The sequence below is a fragment of the Rhodococcus triatomae genome (assembly GCF_014217785.1).
Classification (GTDB): domain Bacteria; phylum Actinomycetota; class Actinomycetes; order Mycobacteriales; family Mycobacteriaceae; genus Rhodococcus_F; species Rhodococcus_F triatomae.
This window is the reverse complement of record NZ_CP048814.1, coordinates 1369822-1387108: the sequence shown is the minus strand read 5'-3', so window position 1 is coordinate 1387108 and position 17287 is coordinate 1369822. Positions and strand designations below refer to the sequence as shown.

Sequence of the window (17287 nt, the reverse complement as noted above, 5' to 3'; positions counted from 1 at the left end):
CAGATGCCTCGATACGACGCGCGAACGGGATGCGGAGGGTCGTCAGAACAACCCGGGGACGGCGCGTACGGTCCCGACTCGTGCGCCTCCGCCGAGCACCGGCCTCGACGCGAGGGCTGCCAACTCGGTAGTCGATTCCGCGCCGTGCCGCTCGGTGGCCCATTCCACGCCGAGCCGGTGAACCAGCGCAGCGGCCAGCGGCAGCCGGGCCCGTTCCGAGCCGTCCTCGACCTTGAAGGCGAACGACGTCCCGTCGGGCAGTGCACCGACGAGCACGCCCTCGGCACCGGACTTCGTGAACAGCCCCGGCACGGTGGACATGAGCAGCAGGTCGTCCTTGCCGGTTCCGGACACGAGGTACGGGTGTTCCCGGACGGCATCGGCGACGGCGCGTTCGGGGGTCTCCGGCGCTGCCAGCACCAGCCGCGCGAAGCTCGCCGCCAGCCGGGTCAGCGAGAGCGGGACGATCGGCAGACCGCAGCCGTCGATCCCGTACTCGAGTTCCTCCTCGCCGACCAGATCCCCGAACGTCTCCGTCACCGCGAGCTGCATCGGGTGCGTGGGTTCGAGGTAGCCGTTGGTGGGCCAGCCGTTGACCACGCAGGTGGCGAGCATGGCGGCATGCTTGCCGGAACAGTTCATGTAGACGGGCCGGGGGAGCTCGCCCGCGGCGAGGAGTTCGGCGTGGGCGAGCTCGTTCGCGGGCAGTGCCGGAGGGCAGCGCAGGTCGGATTCGGACAGGCCGTGCCGGGCCAGCAGTTGCAGGACCAGTTCGACGTGGTCGGATTCGCCTTCGTGGGAGGCGGTCGCGAGGACGAGTTCCTCGGGGCTCTCCGGTGCGAAGCCGTGGCGCAGCATGGTGACCGCCTGCCACGGCTTGTTGGCCGAACGCGGGTAGATCGGCGTCTGGACCTCACCGAGCGCGAACAGGGGTTCTCCGGTCGGGTCGAGTACGACGAGTGAACCGCGGTGGACGCACTCGCGGAACCCGGAGCGGACGACCTCGACCAGTTCGACGCTCATCGCGACACCTCGGCTCCCGGGGTGTCGGCGCCGACGCGGCGCAGGTGGTACGCGATCTTCTCGGTGGTGCTCGGAGCGAGGTCGAGACCGGACGATGCGAGTGTGGACAGCAGGTCCGCGTCGTGACCGGTGAAGACGTCGCGAACGGTCACGCCGTGGTCGGGCACGGAGATCCGCTCGATCGAGTCACCGGCCCGCACCGTGCCTTCCCGGAGGACACGGAGGTAGGTGCCGGTGTCGGCCCGCTCGGTGAAGCGCTTCACCCAGCGTGGTTCGCCGGCCCAGTTCGCGAAGGTGGCGCAGGGGGTGCGCGGCGAGGTGACCTCGAGTTCGACGTCGCCGATCCGCCAGCGCTCGCCGATCACCGCGTCCGTCGCGCGTATCCCCGCGACTCGCAGGTTCTCCCCGAACCATCCGGCCGGGAGAGTGCGCCCCAGTTCCTCGGCCCACCGCAGCGCCTCGGCCTCCTCGTAGGCGTAGACCGCCTTGAACGGGCCGCCGTGATGCGCCACGTCGCAGACGTAGTCCGCGCCGACGCCGCCGAACGTCACCGGGACCGACCCGTCGACGGGCCGCTTGTCGATCGCCGTCCGAGGCACCCGGCGAACTCCGCTGTCGCGTTCGGTGTGCAGGAGGCACACCGCGAGCAGCCGCCCGGTCATCGTCCGCGCAACCGGTCGACGGCGGCGCGCCCGGCCTGGACACGGTCGTCGGCGGGGATCGAGTCGGCGTCGATGGACGCCGCCGCGGGGCCCGCCGCCAGTTCGGTGTCGGCGGGGACGGAGCGCTTGACCAGTGCGAGCGCGATCGGGCCGAGCTCGTAGTGGTGCACCACGGTGCCGATCCGGCCGACGGCCCGTCCGCCCGCGGTGACCTGCTCGCCGGTCTCGGGAAGGGTGTCCGCGCTGCCGTCGAGGTGTAGCAGGACGAGATGACGGGGCGGCTTCCCGAGGTTGTGGACGCGGGCGACCGTCTCCTGGCCGCGGTAGCAGCCCTTGTCGAGGTGGACGGCGCCCCGCTCGTCGGGTGCGCCGATCCAGTGCACCTCGTGGGGAATGGTGCGTTCGTCGGTATCGACACCGAGGCGCGGGCGCAGTGCGCCGACCCGCAGCGCCTCGAAGGCCCAGGAACCGGCGGCGCGTGCCCCGGCGGCGGTCAGTGCGTCCCACCACCTGCGCAGGTCGTCGCGGGGTACCAGCAGGTCGAAGGAGTGTGCGGTCGGCCACGGCATCCGCCGAACGAATCCGCCGCCGGGCAGCGGCAGGGCGGAATAGGCGCCGTCCGGGACCGGCGCGTCGACCGCGGCGAGGATCGACGGTGCCTCGGGCCCGAGGACGGAGAGAACGGCCAGGGCGTCGTCGTCCTTCACCTCGACCTTCGCCCAGAACACCATCTTGCGCAGGAAGCCGGCGAGCGCGGCACCGCGGGCGTTCTCGGTGTCGATCCAGGTCGTGCCGTCCAGGTCGGCGAGGACGAAGTGGTCCTCGATCCGCCCGTTCAGATCCAGGCTGAGGTTCTCGGCGCCGGCCCCGTCGGCGAGGTCGGCCACGTGCTGGCTCGAGATCGTGTGCAGCCAGGACAGCCGCTCCGGCCCTTCGAGTGCGAGAACGGTGCGATGGGATCGATCGATCACCACGGCGGCACGTTCGGCGGCGCGTTGTTCGGCGAAGGGATCGCCGTGATGCCAGGCGACGCCCGAGTCGGGGCTGCCTTCCGGCGCGGGGACTGCTCCGGGCACGGACAGGAGCGGTCCGGCGGTGGGGGATCGGTCGGGGATGACGGGCTCGTTGTCGACCACGATTCCATTCTAGAGGTCTCGTCCGGCGGGGCCCGGGTGCCGGACGTGTGTGACCCGGCACCCGAGCAAAGGGGCGGGCCGACGGCCGGGCCCGCGGAGCGGGCGATGCCGGCCCGGCTCGATAAGCTGAGTGCGGTGGGGACAGAGGAGATGACGTGGGCGATCGAGTGCTGGTGACGTTGGACCACGAGGTGCGGGACGCGGACGCGCCTCTGCTGCATGCGGACGATCTCGGTGCGGTGCGTGGGGACGGTGTGTTCGAGACACTGCTGGTGCGTGGCGGCAACGTTCTCCAGCTCGAGGCCCACCTCGCTCGGCTGACGATGTCGGCGCGGGCACTCGGGCTGCCCGCACAGGATCTCGACGACTGGCGGCTGGCCGTGGAGCTCGCCGCGGAGCAGTGGTCGGGAGACGGCGAGGGAGCCATGCGGCTCGTGCTCACCCGGGGCCGCGAGATCGGCGGTGAGCCGACCGCCTACGTCACCGTCGCGCCGCTGCCGGATCGGGTGGCGCGGGTGCGGGACGAGGGCGTGTCCGTGATGACGCTCGAGCGCGGCTACTCGGTGGACCTCGGGACCAGTGCCCCGTGGCTGCTCCTGGGTGCCAAGACGCTCTCCTACGCCACCAACATGGCGGCACTGCGTTACGCCGGGGTGCACGGCGCGGACGACGTCATCTTCGTCAGCAGTGAGGGCCGGGTGCTCGAGGGCCCGCGATCGACCGTGGTGATCGCTCGCGACAAGACTCTGATCACGCCGCCGCTCGAGCAGGGGATTCTGCCGGGAACGACACAGAAGGCGCTGTTCGAGGTCGCCGGATCGAAGGGCTTCCGGTGCGAGTACACGCCGCTGCGTCCCGCGGATCTCATTACCGCCGACGGCGTTTGGCTGATCTCGAGTATCACGCTCGCGGCCCGGGTTCGCAGGCTGGACGGGCTGACACTCGCGGAGCCGGCCTGGGCGGACGATTTCCGGGCTCTGGTGGATCTCGCGGTGGAGCGCGATCCGGCTCGGTGACCAGGTGGTACGCATCACCTGGCCCGAGGGGCGGCTTTTCTACTACGTTGCGTAGTATCAAAGTCCTGCGATAGCAGTTCGATCGCAGTACGTTGATCAGCAGGGACGATGCGCACCCGCCCGCGCGTCGGCCCGAAAGCTGTCCTATGGGCCCAGTTTCGGAGTAGCCATGGATGTCTTGGATGTCTCCCGGTGGCAGTTCGGCATCACCACCGTCTATCACTTCATCTTCGTGCCGCTGACCATCGGACTCGCGCCGATGATCGCGATCATGCAGACGATGTGGGTGATCACGAAGAAGGATCACTGGTACCGGCTCACCAAGTTCTTCGGCAAGTTCTTCCTCATCAACTTCGCGCTCGGCGTCGCGACCGGAATCGTCCAGGAGTTCCAGTTCGGGATGAACTGGAGCGAGTACTCCCGATTCGTCGGTGACGTCTTCGGTGCACCACTCGCACTCGAGGGACTCGTCGCCTTCTTCCTCGAATCGACCTTCATCGGGCTGTGGATCTTCGGCTGGGGAAGGCTACCCAAACTCGTTCACCTGGCGACGATCTGGCTCGTCGCGATCGGCGTCAACGCGTCCGCGTACTTCATCATCGCGGCCAACTCGTTCATGCAGCATCCGGTGGGCGCGGTGTACAACCCGGAAACCGGCCGTGCCGAACTCTCGAGTATCTGGGAGATGATGACCAACGTCACGGCTCTCGCCGCGTTCCCGCACACCGTGGCGGGCTCCTTCCTGACCGCCGGGACTTTCGTCGCCGGTATCGCCGGCTGGTGGATGGTCCGCAACATGCGCGCGGCGAAGACGGCACCGGAGCCCCAGGCGAGTGAACTCGTCGAGGACGCCCGGGTCATGCATCGTCCGGCAGCTCGCCTGGGCATGTTGGTGATGATCCTGTCCGGCGTCGCTCTGATCGTCACCGGAGACATCCAGGCCAAACTCATGTTCCAGCAGCAGCCGATGAAGATGGCCTCCGCCGAATCCCTGTGTCACACCGAGACGGATCCGAAGTTCTCGATCCTCACCGTGGGTACCCACAACAACTGCGACAGCGTCACGCACCTGATCGAGCTGCCGTACATTCTCCCGTACCTCGCCGAGGGGCGGTTCAGCGACGTCGAACTCCAGGGCGTCGAGGATCTCCAGGTGCAGTACGAGGAGCGGTTCGGTCCCGGCAACTACCGGCCCAATCTCTTCGTCACCTACTGGTCGTTCCGCGCGATGATCGGCCTCGGGGTCGGTTCGGCTGCACTGGCTCTCGCCGGGCTCTGGGTCACCAGGCGCGGCCGGGTACCGGACCAGAAGTGGTTCTCGGTCCTGTCGATCGCGGCGATTCCCACCCCGTTCCTGGCCAACAGCGCGGGCTGGATCTTCACCGAGATGGGCCGTCAGCCCTGGGTGGTGCATCCCAATCCCACCGGCGTGGACATGATCCGGCTGACCGTCGACATGGGCGTGTCCAACCATTCGGTGGGGACGGTGTGGGTATCGCTGATCACGCTGACGCTCGTCTACGGCGCGTTGTTCGTCATCTGGTTCGGACTCATCCGCAGGTACGCGATCGCCGGACCGTCCGACCACGACCGACATCCACCAGGAGATGAGCCGGACGAGCCGGACGATTCCGGTGAGCCCGAGAAACTCTCGTTCGCGTACTAGGAAGGCCCGGTCATGGGACTGCAGGAAGTCTGGTTCATCCTCATCGCCGTGCTCTTCACGGGATACTTCGTACTCGAGGGCTTCGATTTCGGTGTCGGCATGCTCATGCCGGTGCTGGGCCGCCGGAAGGACCCACGTGGCGACAACCGCAGGCGCGCCGTCCTCAACACGATCGGGCCGGTGTGGGACGGGAACGAGGTGTGGCTGATCACCGCGGGCGGTGCTCTCTTCGCGGCGTTCCCGGAGTGGTACGCCACCTTGTTCTCCGGCTTCTACCTACCACTGCTGATCATCCTCGTCGCTTTGATCCTGCGGATCTGTGCCATCGAATGGCGCGGCAAGGTCGACGACGACACCTGGCGTCGGCGAGCGGACTGGGGCATCATCTTCGGGTCCTGGGTGCCCGCGGTGCTGTGGGGTGTGGCGTTCGCGAACATTGTTCGCGGCGTGGACATCAACGCAGACAAGGAAGTCACCTCGAGCTTCTTCGACCTGCTCAATCCCTACGCCCTCCTGGGCGGTCTCACGACGGCGCTCGTCTTCGCGCTGCACGGGGCGGTGTTCCTCGCGCTCAAGACGAAGGGCGACGTCCGCACCGATTCGGTGAGACTGGCCCGCTGGCTGGCGATTCCGGCCGTACCCGTTGCGGGCGGATTCGTCTTGTGGACCCAACTCGCCTACGGCACCGGATGGACGTGGGCGATGGTGGGCATCGGCGCGGTCGCCCTGGTGGGTGTCGTGATCTTCACCCAGCTCGACCGCGAAGGCTGGGCGTTCCTGCTGACCACTTTCGCGATCGTCGCGACCATCGTGCTGCTGTTCGGCTCGCTGTTCCCGGATGTCATGCCCTCCACGCTGGACCCGGCATGGAGCCTGACCATCGAGAACGCCTCGTCGAGCCCTTACACGTTGAAGATCATGACCTGGGCGGCGGCCTTCATGACACCGGTGGTCCTGATCTACCAGGGATGGACGTACTGGGTGTTCCGCAAGCGGATCTCTGCCGACCAGATTCCGCCGTCGATCGGTCTGCCGGCCAAGTCTCGATGAGCATCGAGGTCGGGGACGCTCCGCGCAGCTCCCGCGCGGAGCGTCCCAGAGGCCCGGTCGACCCGAGGCTATGGAAGTACTCGGCGTCGGCACGCGGCTACCTGGTACTCACCGTGGTGCTCGCGGTCATCGACGTCGCGATGGTCGTCGTCGCCGCGCTGACGATCGGCCGGGTACTGGCCGGCATCATCACCACCCGGACCGTCGCCCCTGCGGAATGGGCGACCGAACTGACGATCCTCGCCGGGGCCGTTGCGATCCGAGCCGTCGTCGCCTGGTCGCAGACGCGGTTCGCGGACCGCGCGGCCGACCGTGTGGTCGCCGAACTCCGCGCCGAGGTCCTCGACGTGGCGACCGAACTGCCGGGCCGCGAGCTCGATCCCCGGCGGGACGAGATCGCCACCGTGCTCACGCGCGGAATCGCCGGGCTCAGGCCATATCTCACCGGCTACCTGCCCGCGCTCGTCCTGGTCGCCACGCTCACTCCGGCGACCTGGATCGTCATCGCCTGGCAGGATCTGACGTCGGCGCTGATCATTCTGGTGACCCTCCCCATCATTCCCACGTTCATGATTCTGATCGGGCTGTTGACCAAGGGGAAGGCCAGGCGCACCCTGGCCGCGATGACCGCGTTGTCCTCGCAGCTGCTCGATCTGCTCGCGGGGTTGCCTACGCTGCGGGCGCTCGGTCGGGAGAAGGGGCCGGAGACCCGGGTACGGGAACTCGGCGAGGAACATCGCCGAACCACCATGTCGGCGTTGCGCGTGGCCTTCCTGTCGTCGATGGTGCTGGAACTGTTCGCCACCCTGTGTGTCGCGCTCGTCGCGGTCAGCATCGGATTGCGGCTGGTGTACGGGGGTATGCCGCTCGAACCCGGCATCGTCGCGCTCATCCTCGCCCCCGAGGTCTATCTGCCGCTCCGGAAGGTCGGCGCGCAGTTCCACGCGGCGGAAGACGGGATGGCAGCCGCGAGCAGGGCGTTCGAGGTGATCGACCGCCGGGAGAGTCGACCTGCGCGTGGCGATGCGCCTGCTCCGACGGAACGGATCCGGATCGAACTCGACCGGTTGAGCGTGGCCGGGCGCAGCGGAGAGGCCCCGCACGAACTGTCCGCGGCGGTCGAACCCGGGCAGATCACGGTGCTCACCGGTGCCAACGGCTCGGGAAAGTCGACGGCGCTCCTGACGATTCTCGGCGTGGCCGACCCCGATCACGGCTCGGTACGGGTGAACGGCCGTCCGGTGCAGCAGATCGAGCCGCAGCGATGGTGGTCGAACATCGGGTGGCTCCCACAGCGCCCGGTGCTCACGCCGGGCACCGTCCGCGAGAACATCGAGCTGTCCGGACCGGTCGAGGATATCGACGCATACTGCGCGGCAACGGGGTTCGACGAGGTTCTCGCGGAGCTGCCGGACGGGTGGGACACGGTGATCGGGGTCGACGGCACCGGATTGTCGCTGGGGCAGCGGCAACGACTGGCGCTCACGCGAGTCCTCGCGTCGGGGCGGCCCGTACTGCTGCTCGACGAGCCGACAGCACACCTCGACGAGACCACCGAGGCGACCATACTGCGCGCGCTGCGGACACTGGCCGACGAGGGACGGACGGTCGTCGTCGTCGGCCACCGCCCGTCGGTGCTGGCGGCGGCGGACCGGGTCGTCCCCGTCGAGTCCCGAGAGGAATTGCTCCCCGAACCTCCGGCGTTCCGGCAGAACGGAGGGGCTCTGCATGGCTGACTGGCGTACGGACCCGCTGGTCCGCGGTATCGCACTCCTCGACCTCCGACCGCGGCGAGTGCTCGCCGCGGTCGCCGCCGGGGCCGCCACACTCGGCAGCGCCCTGGCGCTCGCCGCGCTGTCCGCATGGTTGATCACCCGTGCCTGGCAGATGCCGCCCGTCCTCGACCTCAGCGTCGCGGTCGTCGCGGTGCGGGCACTGGGCATCTCCCGGGGCGTATTCCGGTACATCGAACGGCTCACCACGCACGATACCGCGCTCCACGGGACGACGGCGGCGCGAGCGAACATCTACCGCAGACTCGCCGACGGCAATCCCGCGGCGACGATGGGCCTGCGCCGCGGAGATCTTCTGGCCCGCACCGGATCCGATGTCGACACTCTGGGCGACGTCGTGGTCCGGGCGATCGTGCCGATCGCCGTCGCGATACTGATGGCGATCGCCGCCGTCGGGATCCTCGTGCTGATCTCGCCCGCGGCGGCTGTGGTTCTCGCGGCGGCTCTCGCCGTCTCGGGAATCGTGGCGCCCGTCCTCGCGGCGCGCGCTGCGCGGGAGGCCGAGCAGCGTGCGGCCGCGGCGCGGGCCCGCTACAGCGAGGCCGCGGTCACCGCCCTCGATCATGCCACCGAGCTGCTCGTCGCCGGCCGGCTCGGTGACGCGCGCGACCGGGCCGCGACGGCCGAGGACGAGGCGGTCCGGTCTGCGGACCGCGCCGCGATTCCGAACGGTTTCGCCTCCGCGGCGACACCACTGGCCATCGGTGCCAGCGTGCTCGGATCCCTGCTGATCGGCATGGAGCTGTACGGGTCGGGAACCATGAGTCCGATGGCCCTGGGCATTCTCGTCCTGCTTCCGCTGTCCGCATTCGAGGCGACCTCGGCGCTGCCCGATGCCGCGATCGCCCTCGGCCGCGGCAGGATCGCCGCCCGGCGCATCCTCGCGATCCTCGACGAGGCCGCCGATGTGGGGCCCGGTGGTGACTGCGACTGGGCAGGAGGCGGATCGCTGACGGCGCGGGAATTGCGATGCGGCCGGCCCGGTGGCCGCGCCACGGCGCCGGTCGACCTGGATCTCGCACCGGGTACCCGGATCGCGGTGGTGGGGGCCAGCGGAGCGGGAAAGACCACGCTCCTCATGACGTTGGCGGGCATCCTCGAACCGGTGGCGGGCTCGGTACGCGCCGACGGCCTCGAGCTGAGCCGCATCCGCGCCGACGACCTGCGCCGGCACATCGGGTTCTTCGCCGAGGACGCCCACCTGTTCGACACGTCGGTGCTCGAGAACCTGAGGGTGGCTCGGGGAGATGTGGACGAGAGGCAGGCCCGAGCCGCGCTCGTCGCCGTCGGGCTGGGGGAGTGGCTGGCGGGACTGCCGGACGGACTCGACACCTCACTCGATGGTGGGGCCCGGGCGCTGTCCGGCGGGCAACGTCGTCGATTGCTCCTGGCGCGTGCCCTGCTGTCACCCGCGAATGTCCTGTTGCTCGACGAACCGACCGAGCACCTCGATGCCGGAGCCGGGGCGAACCTGCTCCGGCGGCTGCTGTCCCGTGACGGGCTCTCCGGCGACACCCCACTGGTCGGTGCCGACCGGACGGTCGTCGTCGTCACCCATCAGTTGCCGGAGGATATCGGCGTCGACCAGGTGATTCACGTCCACGGAGCGGCTGTGGAAAATCCATTGCCGAACTCCGCGGCCGCGAGTAGTTTCTCGGATACACGAGGAAGGAGGTGGTCTGAAGTTGAAGGACATACGGACACGTGAGGTGGCTGCCCGCTAGCCGCTGACGCTTCCGGAATTCACCGACCGCGTCGGCGGCCGGCGAATACCGGGCAGTTACCCGGCCCCCGAGCTTTCCGGTCTCGTCCAGACCGGAGTCGCGCATCCCGCGCGAAGGCTCGGGGGCTGTCCGCGTTCTCGGGAGTCTCGATCAGAGTCGGATGTGCCGTACGCCGACGGCGGCGCGGCGCAGTTGGTATCGGATCGGGGACAGACGCGCCCCTCTCGGCGAGAGGCCCGCTCGGTCGGCGATGTCCTCCACGACCTCGTGCACCGTCCGGCTGTCGGTGTCCACGTGTTCGGCGAACCGCTCCGCCGACAGGGCACCGACACAGCGATCGATCTGTTGCATCGCCCACGTCTCGTCGCGGCCGGAGAGCCGGCCCAGCCAGTACCCCGACCGGGTGCGCAGGCGTCTGCGCAGCGTGTCCGGCGATGCGACCAGCGTGTAGTGCCGTACGTCGACACCGCGTCCGGTCAGGCCCGTCATGATCTCGTCGAAATAACGCGTGTCGACCAAGGTCATCGGCACGACGACCGGGCCCTCGTGCGCGGCGGCCGCGTCGGCGAGCGTGTCCACCACCGCGGCTCGCCACTGCGGCCGATCCTGGAAATCGCCGCGCGCCGACTCCGGCAGCATCTTGTGGATCGCGAACCCGACGAGTTCGGGGTCCGCGACGTGCGAGCAGGGGAGGCGGCGAGCGAGTTCGAACGACGTCTGGGTCTTTCCCGCACCGAAGGCGCCGTTGATCCAGATCAGCATCCTGGCGCCCCGTGCAGGTGGAGGTACCGGCTCAGCCGATGTAGCGGGCGAGCCGCGCGGACAGCCGTGGGGTGAGTTCGCCGTCGGCGCCGACGCGCTCCTCGACGTACGCGAGATCGCCTCCCTCGACGATGCCGTAGAGGCGTTTGGCGCCACCCACCAGCGCCCCGGAGGTCGACCGGATCACGACGTCGGTGGCCAGCTCCCACGAGGACTGCGTGAGGGCCTCGCCGTAGAAGAGTTCGACGACGCCCGAGCTGTGGGTGAGAAGGAATTCCAGGGTCTCCGACGTGGACCCGTCCTCCGAGGTGCCGGTGTCCACCCGCCAGAAGCCGCTCTCGCGAAGATCGGGGCGGACGTAGTTGCCGTCGGCGTCGAGAACCCAGCTCTGCGACTCCCAGGCGAGGAACTCCCCGCCGTTGTGGGAGACCGCGATCTGCTGGCCGAACCGGTAGTCGCCGGAGGCGGGGTCGTTGCCCTCGCCCTCGCCGCGCCAGACACCGACGAGCGGCAGCACGGCGAGCAGTGCGGGGTTCAGGTCCGGCCCCAGACGCAGGTTGGCCGTGTCCTCGGGGAGCGGGAGATCCGGCAGCGTCGGGATGTTCCGGACGGCCGTGACCTTCGCGCGCTCGGCGGCAGCCGTCACCGCGGCGTCGCCGCTACCGCGCACGGTGCCGGGGGCACCTGAGCCGGTGGCGTCGCCGTCGGGCGGGGTCTCGCCGGTTCCCGGATCGGAACTCACGACTCGTCGGTCACCAGTCGGTACACGACGTACAGCGAGAACCACGTGATCAGCAGGGCGCAGAGGACGAGGAGTACCTCGAAGAAGATAACCACGGTCCTCATCTTAGACGTCCTCCTCGAGGGAACCCCACTCACGTCGGGAGGTTCACAGAGTTGTGGCCCGGCGGGTGTGTCCGGGCGCGGGGCGGGGAACGAACGGGCAAGCTCGCGACTCGTGTCGTTTCCGGTGCGTCGTGCCACTACCAGGAGGTTCTTCCACGTGCTTTTCAGCAGAACGTCGACGAGGGCGGTCTCGCACGCCGCGACGGTTGTCACCCTGCGGGTCGCGGCAGTCGCCGTGGCAGGGGCGCTCTGTGCGGGTCTCGTCCCGGCGGTCGCGAGTGCGGCCCCGGATCGAATCCACCCGTACAACCGCGCCGCCGAGTGCCCGGACGTCCTCGTCGTCGCCGCCTCCGGAGCCACGGATTCGACGTCTCACCGGCACCCTCTCGACGAGGACGAGCGCCGGCTGTGGTCGAACTGGGTCGGCAACGTCACGGTTCCCACCGGGGAACGGTTCGCGCACGGCCCCGAAACCGTGGGCTGGGCGTACGTGCCGTATCCGGCCACCTTCGGTCTCGGTGTGACCGAGACGCCGACCTATCAGGCATCCGTGTCGGCCGCGCTGGCCGAGACCCACCGGATCCTCGAGGATGCGAAGGCCGCCTGCGGCGACCGGACGAAGTTCGTCCTGGTCGGATACAGCGTCGGAGCGGAGATCATGCATCGCGTCACCGCCGGGATAGGGCAGCGGAGCAGCGGAGGTCGTGCACCGGGGACGACAGACAGTGGGACGACACCGGGAGAGGTGACACCGGACGACGTTCTCGGTGTCGTCCCTGGTGGGTGGCCCGTACCGACCGGCAGGGGCGCCCTCGTGGGGTGAGTCCGGTCCTCCCGGCGGCGGATTCATGGCCTCGGGCCCGGCCGACCACGGCGCGCTCGCCGACAAGGTGGTCCACGTGTGCCGGCGCTACGACATCGCCTGTGATGCACCCCGGCGCATCGCCGTTCTCGATCTCGCCCTGCAGGTACTCGGCCAGATGCACTTCACGCTGGTCGATCCCGGACGCACGGTGGACGATTTCGTGGCGGCCGTCCGCGGCCTCGTGGCGAGCGTCGTGCTGGACACCGTGCGGAATCCGGAGTGGTTCGATTCGGACGAGTCGTATCTCGACCTGCTCCGCCGCGCCGCGGATCGCACGGACGCGCCGGGACGGAACGAACTGTCCGTGGCCGAGTTCGCGGATGCCGCGCGGTGGGCGACCCGCGAAGGCGCCCCGCTGGTGCGGGAGAAGCTGGCGCTCGAGGGCCCACGATTCGTCGAGGACAACCGCGATCTCGCGGACCTGGTGCTCCAGCCCTACATCTTCCTGGGCTTCGTCCAGCACATGCTGTATTGGAACAACAACCCGCACGACCCGTGGTACTGGGAGAGCGAGCGGATCGTCGACTGGATCGCCGATCTGGTGGCCGAGCAGAACCGCCGGTAGCGAGCGTCGACAGGGCCCTGACACGCGTCCGGCCCGATGTCGTCTCGGGCGAGACGGCATCGGGCCGGAAGGCAGGGTGTGTGGCTACTTCTTCTCGTCGGCGGTCACGTCGACGTTGTGGACTCCGGCGCCGGTCGGGGAGACCTGCGCGGTGCCGTTGCCCGAGGAGGACAGGGCGCGGATGGTCCACTCGCCCGGTGCGGCGAAGAAACGGAAATCGCCGGTGCCCGAGGCGACGACCTCGGCGGTGAACTCACCGGTGCCGTCGAGCAGGCGCACGAAGGCGCCGCCGATGGGCTGGCCGTCGGTGTCGAGGACACGGCCGGTGATGACCGTCTCCTTCTCGACGTCCACGCCCGCGGGCAGGGTCTGGGTCTGAACGGGTGCTCCACACATGGTTAGCGGACCTCCAACTCGATGGGTGCGCCGACGAGCGAGCCGTACTCGACCCAGCTGCCGTCGTAGTTCTTGACATCGGACTTGCCGAGGATCTCCTTGAGCACGAACCAGGTGTGGCTCGACCGCTCGCCGATGCGGCAGTACGCGATGGTCGGCTTGCCCTCGTCGTAGCCCTTCTCCTTGTAGAGCTGCTCGAGCTCGTCGTCGGACTTGAAGGTGCCGTCCTCGTTGGCCGTGGTGCTCCACGGGATGTTGATGGCGCCGGGGACGTGGCCGCGCTGCTGCGCCTGCTCCTGCGGGAGGTGGGCCGGGGCCAGGATCTTGCCGGCGAACTCGTCGGGCGAACGAACGTCGACGAGGTTCTTGTTGCCGATGGCGTCGATGACCTCGTCGCGGAACGCGCGGATCGACAGGTCCGGCGCCTCGGCCTGGTAGGTGGTCTTCTCGCGGCTGACCGCATCCTTCGACAGCGGACGGCCGTCGAGCTCCCACTTCTTGCGGCCGCCGTCGATGAGCTTGACGTCCTTGTGGCCGTACAGCTTGAAGTACCAGTAGGCGTACGCCGCGAACCAGTTGTTGTTGCCACCGTAGAGAACGACGGTGTCGTCGTTGGCGACACCGCGGGCCGACAGCAGATCGGAGAACTGCTGCTGGTTCAGGAAGTCGCGGCGGACTCCGTCCTGCAGGTCCTTGCGCCAGTCGAGGCGGATGGCGCCCTCGATGTGGCCGCCCTCGTAGGCGCTGGTGTCCTCGTCGACCTCGATGAAGACGGTCTTGGGGGCGTTCAGGTTCTGCTCTGCCCAGTCGGCGGAGACTAGGACGTCGGAGCGAGCCATGGTGTTCCTTTCGGTGGTGTTTCTCGTGAGTATCGAGTGCGGTGGTGGGTCGGGGGCGGCGGGATCACGCGGCGCGCAGGCGCGCGACGAGCGGGTAGATCTGGCAGCCCAGGCAGAATCCGAAGGCGGCGTTGAGGAAGGCCGCGAACAGGGCGAACCCGGCGGCCACGACGCCCACGATGCCGGCGCCGAGCAGGAAGGCGACGGTGCCGACAGCGGCGAAGACGAAGCCGACGAGCTGGGCGAACCGCAGCGGCGCCACGGGCTCGCGCTCGGTCACCTCACCCGACCGGGGCGCGACGAATCGGGCGAAGAGTCGTCCGTACGGGCTGTTGCGCGGGCCGACCGCGGCGCCGATCGCGAAGACGACGGCCTGGGCGGCGAGCAGGATGCCCGCTGCCGGAGTGGAGACGGCGGCGACGAGAAGAACGGCGACCAGTACTGCGGTGGTGACCCAGGCCGCGAAGCGTGGTCCGCGGACATCGACCTGTTCCGGGGTGACTGTGGTGGTCATACGTGCTCCTGCGCGAGTGCGGAAATAGCCGGGAGGGCGAACCCATGGGGGGTCGAATCGGGGGTTCGCGGAGAGATCACGTGAGCGACGGCGCTCGGCGTCGACGATGCGACGCCCGGTCGTGATCTAGCGACAGGTACAGCAACAAGCCCCGAGGCGGCACAGGTCTACTGCGCGGCGTCGGGTGAGCATGAGCTCGTTGCGGGTTTGCACGGCAAAAAGTCTACCTGTTCGGTCAAGCCCCTGGCTGGTCGGCCTCGGAGAGGGGTGCCAGGGCTGCGCGCAGGTCGTCCGCTGTCGGGACGCCGGACACACGGAAGCGTTCGGTGAGATCCCGATCGAGTATGAAAGTGGTCGGCAACGACAGTACTCCCAATTCCTTTGCCAGTGCCGCGTATTCGTCGATGTCGAGCTCGACCTCCACCGGCGGGTGGGGTGTGGTGGCCAGGTCTTCGAGCACGTGCTGCACGACCCGGCGCACGGCGGCACACGGTCCGCACCAGTCGGCCGAGAAGTGCAGGACGACGGCGCCCGCGACGGGATCGGAGGCGGCGGGGTCGACGCCGGCCTCGACGAGTGCCCGGCGTCGGTCGTCGGCGACGGGCACCGCATCGGTCCGGGTCCGGACCCGGCCCTGGCGGCTGCGGATCACCAGCCCCACCAGCACGGCAGCACCCAGGAATACCGCGAGGAGAACCAGTTCGGTCATCGCGTCGGCGTCTCGCCTCGGGTCTGCAGCTCACGCAGATCGATCTGCACGTGGTCGCCGACCCCCTCGATCACGATGTTCGAGCCCTCCGCGTACACCTCGGTCGGGCGGACCCCGAAGGGCAGTTCGCTCGGTTCGATCGTCCTGGTGAACAGGCCGAGGATGGCCGGAGCGAGCGGCTCGGGGATGGTGAAGTCCGCGTGACCTTCCGGACCGAAGTAGAAGTCGCTGGCCACGATCTGGACCTGGTCCCCGGCCAGGATCAGATCGGCCTGCACGCTGACGGCCGTCGACACCGGACCCACCGGGACGGTGCCGGTGAGGACGACGCCACCCGCGGTGGGTGCGCCGGAGCCCCCGGAGCCGCCGGTCCCGTCCGACTTGCTGGCGGGAGGAGCGGACACCTGCAGGTCGGGGATGCCGAGAACCTGCCCCAGGTCGGTGGCGTCGATGATCATCCGGCCCTCGAGATGTTCGACGGGCAGGGTGTCGATCGACGAGTCGACCAGGGTCGACAGTGGTGCGCTCACCCCGCGCAGGTTCGCCTCGACCGTGACCTCGCCGACGGTCTCGCTGCGGACACCCTGCGCGCGCACGGAAATGTCCTCGTAGCGGCCGTTCCACACCTGGGTGAGGAACGGGAACCCGTGCATCATCACCTCGGGGTCGGCGGACAGGGATGCCCCGTCCCGCAGTTCGCGGGAGACCCGGAACTCCGCGTAGGAGGCGACGGCGAAGTCGGCGACGACCCCCAGCCCGAGGACGAGGACGATTCCGATGACGAGTTTGCGCACCGCACCATTGTGACGGACGAGCAGGAGGGACGGCCGAGCCCCCATCGGGTCGAGGGCTGGTCGGACCGCGTCCTGCGCGGCATTCGTCCGGAACAGCGCGCTAGTCTGTCACCCATGCGGTGACGACCCGTTCGTCCCGCGAACACCGAGGCTATCGAGATAGGAGGCTGTGTGGAGCTGCTCCTTCTGACCTCCGACCCCAACCCGGAGGCGGTGCTCCCCGCGCTCGCACTTCTGGCGCACAGTGTGCGCCCTGCGCCCACCGAGGTGTCCTCCCTGCTCGAGGCCGGCACGGCCGACGTGGCCCTCGTGGACGCACGTACCGACCTGGCGGCCGCTCGCGGGCTGTGTCGGCTGCTGGGCAGTACCGGCTCCGCGGTGCCGGTCGTGGCCGTGCTCACCGAGGGCGGTCTGGTGGCGGTCAATTCCGACTGGGGCCTCGACGACATTCTCCTACCCGGCACCGGACCGGCCGAGGTGGACGCGCGTCTGCGCCTGCTCGTCGGCAGGAGCGGCGGAACCGCGAGTCCGGAGACCAGCGGAAAGATCACTCTGGGCGAGCTCGTGATCGACGAGGGGACGTACACCGCACGACTGCGGGGTCGTCCCCTCGATCTGACTTACAAGGAATTCGAGCTCCTCAAGTACCTGGCCCAGCACGCCGGCCGGGTGTTCACCCGGGCACAGTTGCTCCAGGAGGTGTGGGGCTACGACTTCTTCGGCGGCACCCGCACCGTGGACGTGCACGTGCGACGTCTGCGAGCCAAGCTCGGCAGCGAGTACGAGTCGCTCATCGGCACGGTCCGCAATGTCGGATACAAGGCGGTGCGGCCCACCTCGCGTAGCAAGGCCGGTTCTCCGCTCGGCGACGACGAGACCGAACTCGAATTTCCCGACGTCGACGACTCGGTCGTGTAGATGGGTGCG

Annotated in this window: 18 protein-coding genes; 8 read left to right on the top strand and 10 right to left on the bottom strand. The window is 69.0% G+C overall.

From position 1 onward, the window contains the following. Positions 1-42: 42 nt before the first annotated feature. Genes G4H71_RS06525 through ygfZ form a run of 3 tightly spaced genes read right to left on the bottom strand, consistent with a single transcriptional unit; the run spans position 43 to position 2821 of the window. The gene (locus G4H71_RS06525) at positions 43-1023 is read right to left on the bottom strand and encodes an asparaginase (protein WP_072736145.1); all 981 of its coding nucleotides are present in this window, start codon (positions 1021-1023) and stop codon (positions 43-45) included. Continuing rightward, positions 1020-1685: an MOSC domain-containing protein gene (locus G4H71_RS06520; protein ID WP_072736144.1), complete on the bottom strand. Its 666-nt coding sequence runs from the start codon at positions 1683-1685 to the stop codon at positions 1020-1022. Before G4H71_RS06520 ends, G4H71_RS06525 begins: the two co-directional genes overlap by 4 nt. Then, on the bottom strand, positions 1682-2821 hold the full coding sequence (gene ygfZ / locus G4H71_RS06515) for a CAF17-like 4Fe-4S cluster assembly/insertion protein YgfZ (RefSeq protein WP_072736143.1): 1140 nt from the start codon (positions 2819-2821) through the stop codon (positions 1682-1684). The genes G4H71_RS06520 and ygfZ overlap by 4 nt, the downstream gene beginning before the upstream one ends. A gap of 155 nt (positions 2822-2976) precedes the next feature. On the opposite strand from ygfZ, the gene G4H71_RS06510 reads away from it, so the two are divergent. From G4H71_RS06510 to cydC, 5 genes are all read left to right on the top strand, one after another. Beyond that, positions 2977-3837 (top strand): aminodeoxychorismate lyase, encoded by an 861-nt coding sequence (locus G4H71_RS06510; RefSeq protein ID WP_072736142.1) that lies wholly within the window; start codon positions 2977-2979, stop codon positions 3835-3837. A 169-nt stretch (positions 3838-4006) separates the two neighbouring features. Next, the gene (locus tag G4H71_RS06505; RefSeq protein ID WP_072736141.1) at positions 4007-5503 is read left to right on the top strand and encodes a cytochrome ubiquinol oxidase subunit I; all 1497 of its coding nucleotides are present in this window, start codon (positions 4007-4009) and stop codon (positions 5501-5503) included. A 12-nt stretch (positions 5504-5515) separates the two neighbouring features. Further along, the gene (gene cydB / locus G4H71_RS06500) at positions 5516-6553 is read left to right on the top strand and encodes a cytochrome d ubiquinol oxidase subunit II (RefSeq protein WP_072736140.1); all 1038 of its coding nucleotides are present in this window, start codon (positions 5516-5518) and stop codon (positions 6551-6553) included. Then, on the top strand, positions 6550-8289 hold the full coding sequence (gene cydD / locus G4H71_RS06495) for a thiol reductant ABC exporter subunit CydD (RefSeq protein ID WP_072736139.1): 1740 nt from the start codon (positions 6550-6552) through the stop codon (positions 8287-8289). Before cydB ends, cydD begins: the two co-directional genes overlap by 4 nt. Beyond that, the gene (gene cydC, locus G4H71_RS06490; protein ID WP_083342811.1) at positions 8282-10054 is read left to right on the top strand and encodes a thiol reductant ABC exporter subunit CydC; all 1773 of its coding nucleotides are present in this window, start codon (positions 8282-8284) and stop codon (positions 10052-10054) included. The genes cydD and cydC overlap by 8 nt, the downstream gene beginning before the upstream one ends. 166 nt (positions 10055-10220) lie before the next feature. Here the strand turns inward: cydC and G4H71_RS06485 are convergent, their stop codons facing one another. Beyond that, a complete protein-coding gene (locus G4H71_RS06485; RefSeq protein WP_072736138.1) occupies positions 10221-10832 on the bottom strand; it encodes an AAA family ATPase in 612 nt (203 codons plus the stop codon). A 31-nt stretch (positions 10833-10863) separates the two neighbouring features. Continuing rightward, complete coding sequence (locus G4H71_RS06480; RefSeq protein WP_083342810.1) at positions 10864-11574, bottom strand: heme-binding beta-barrel domain-containing protein; 711 nt, start codon at positions 11572-11574, stop codon at positions 10864-10866. 261 nt (positions 11575-11835) lie between these two features. Between G4H71_RS06480 and G4H71_RS22555 the strand changes: the two genes are divergently transcribed. After that, positions 11836-12501 (top strand): cutinase family protein, encoded by a 666-nt coding sequence (locus G4H71_RS22555; RefSeq protein ID WP_072736137.1) that lies wholly within the window; start codon positions 11836-11838, stop codon positions 12499-12501. A 25-nt stretch (positions 12502-12526) separates the two neighbouring features. Next, positions 12527-13108: a hypothetical protein gene (locus G4H71_RS22550; protein ID WP_072736136.1), complete on the top strand. Its 582-nt coding sequence runs from the start codon at positions 12527-12529 to the stop codon at positions 13106-13108. Positions 13109-13192: 84 nt separating this feature from the next. Here the strand turns inward: G4H71_RS22550 and G4H71_RS06470 are convergent, their stop codons facing one another. From G4H71_RS06470 to G4H71_RS06450, 5 genes are all read right to left on the bottom strand, one after another. Then, complete coding sequence (locus G4H71_RS06470) at positions 13193-13504, bottom strand: DUF1416 domain-containing protein (protein WP_072736135.1); 312 nt, start codon at positions 13502-13504, stop codon at positions 13193-13195. 2 nt (positions 13505-13506) lie between these two features. Further along, positions 13507-14343: a sulfurtransferase gene (locus tag G4H71_RS06465; protein ID WP_072736134.1), complete on the bottom strand. Its 837-nt coding sequence runs from the start codon at positions 14341-14343 to the stop codon at positions 13507-13509. Between the two features lie 64 nt (positions 14344-14407). After that, a complete protein-coding gene (locus tag G4H71_RS06460; protein ID WP_072736133.1) occupies positions 14408-14857 on the bottom strand; it encodes a DUF4395 domain-containing protein in 450 nt (149 codons plus the stop codon). Between the two features lie 235 nt (positions 14858-15092). Then, positions 15093-15566: a thioredoxin family protein gene (locus tag G4H71_RS06455; protein WP_072736132.1), complete on the bottom strand. Its 474-nt coding sequence runs from the start codon at positions 15564-15566 to the stop codon at positions 15093-15095. Beyond that, the gene (locus tag G4H71_RS06450) at positions 15563-16360 is read right to left on the bottom strand and encodes an LmeA family phospholipid-binding protein (protein ID WP_072736342.1); all 798 of its coding nucleotides are present in this window, start codon (positions 16358-16360) and stop codon (positions 15563-15565) included. The genes G4H71_RS06455 and G4H71_RS06450 overlap by 4 nt, the downstream gene beginning before the upstream one ends. A gap of 171 nt (positions 16361-16531) precedes the next feature. Here G4H71_RS06450 and G4H71_RS06445 point away from each other — a divergent pair, with 171 nt between their 5' ends. Beyond that, positions 16532-17278: a winged helix-turn-helix transcriptional regulator gene (locus G4H71_RS06445; RefSeq protein ID WP_072736131.1), complete on the top strand. Its 747-nt coding sequence runs from the start codon at positions 16532-16534 to the stop codon at positions 17276-17278. Positions 17279-17287: the final 9 nt, after the last annotated feature.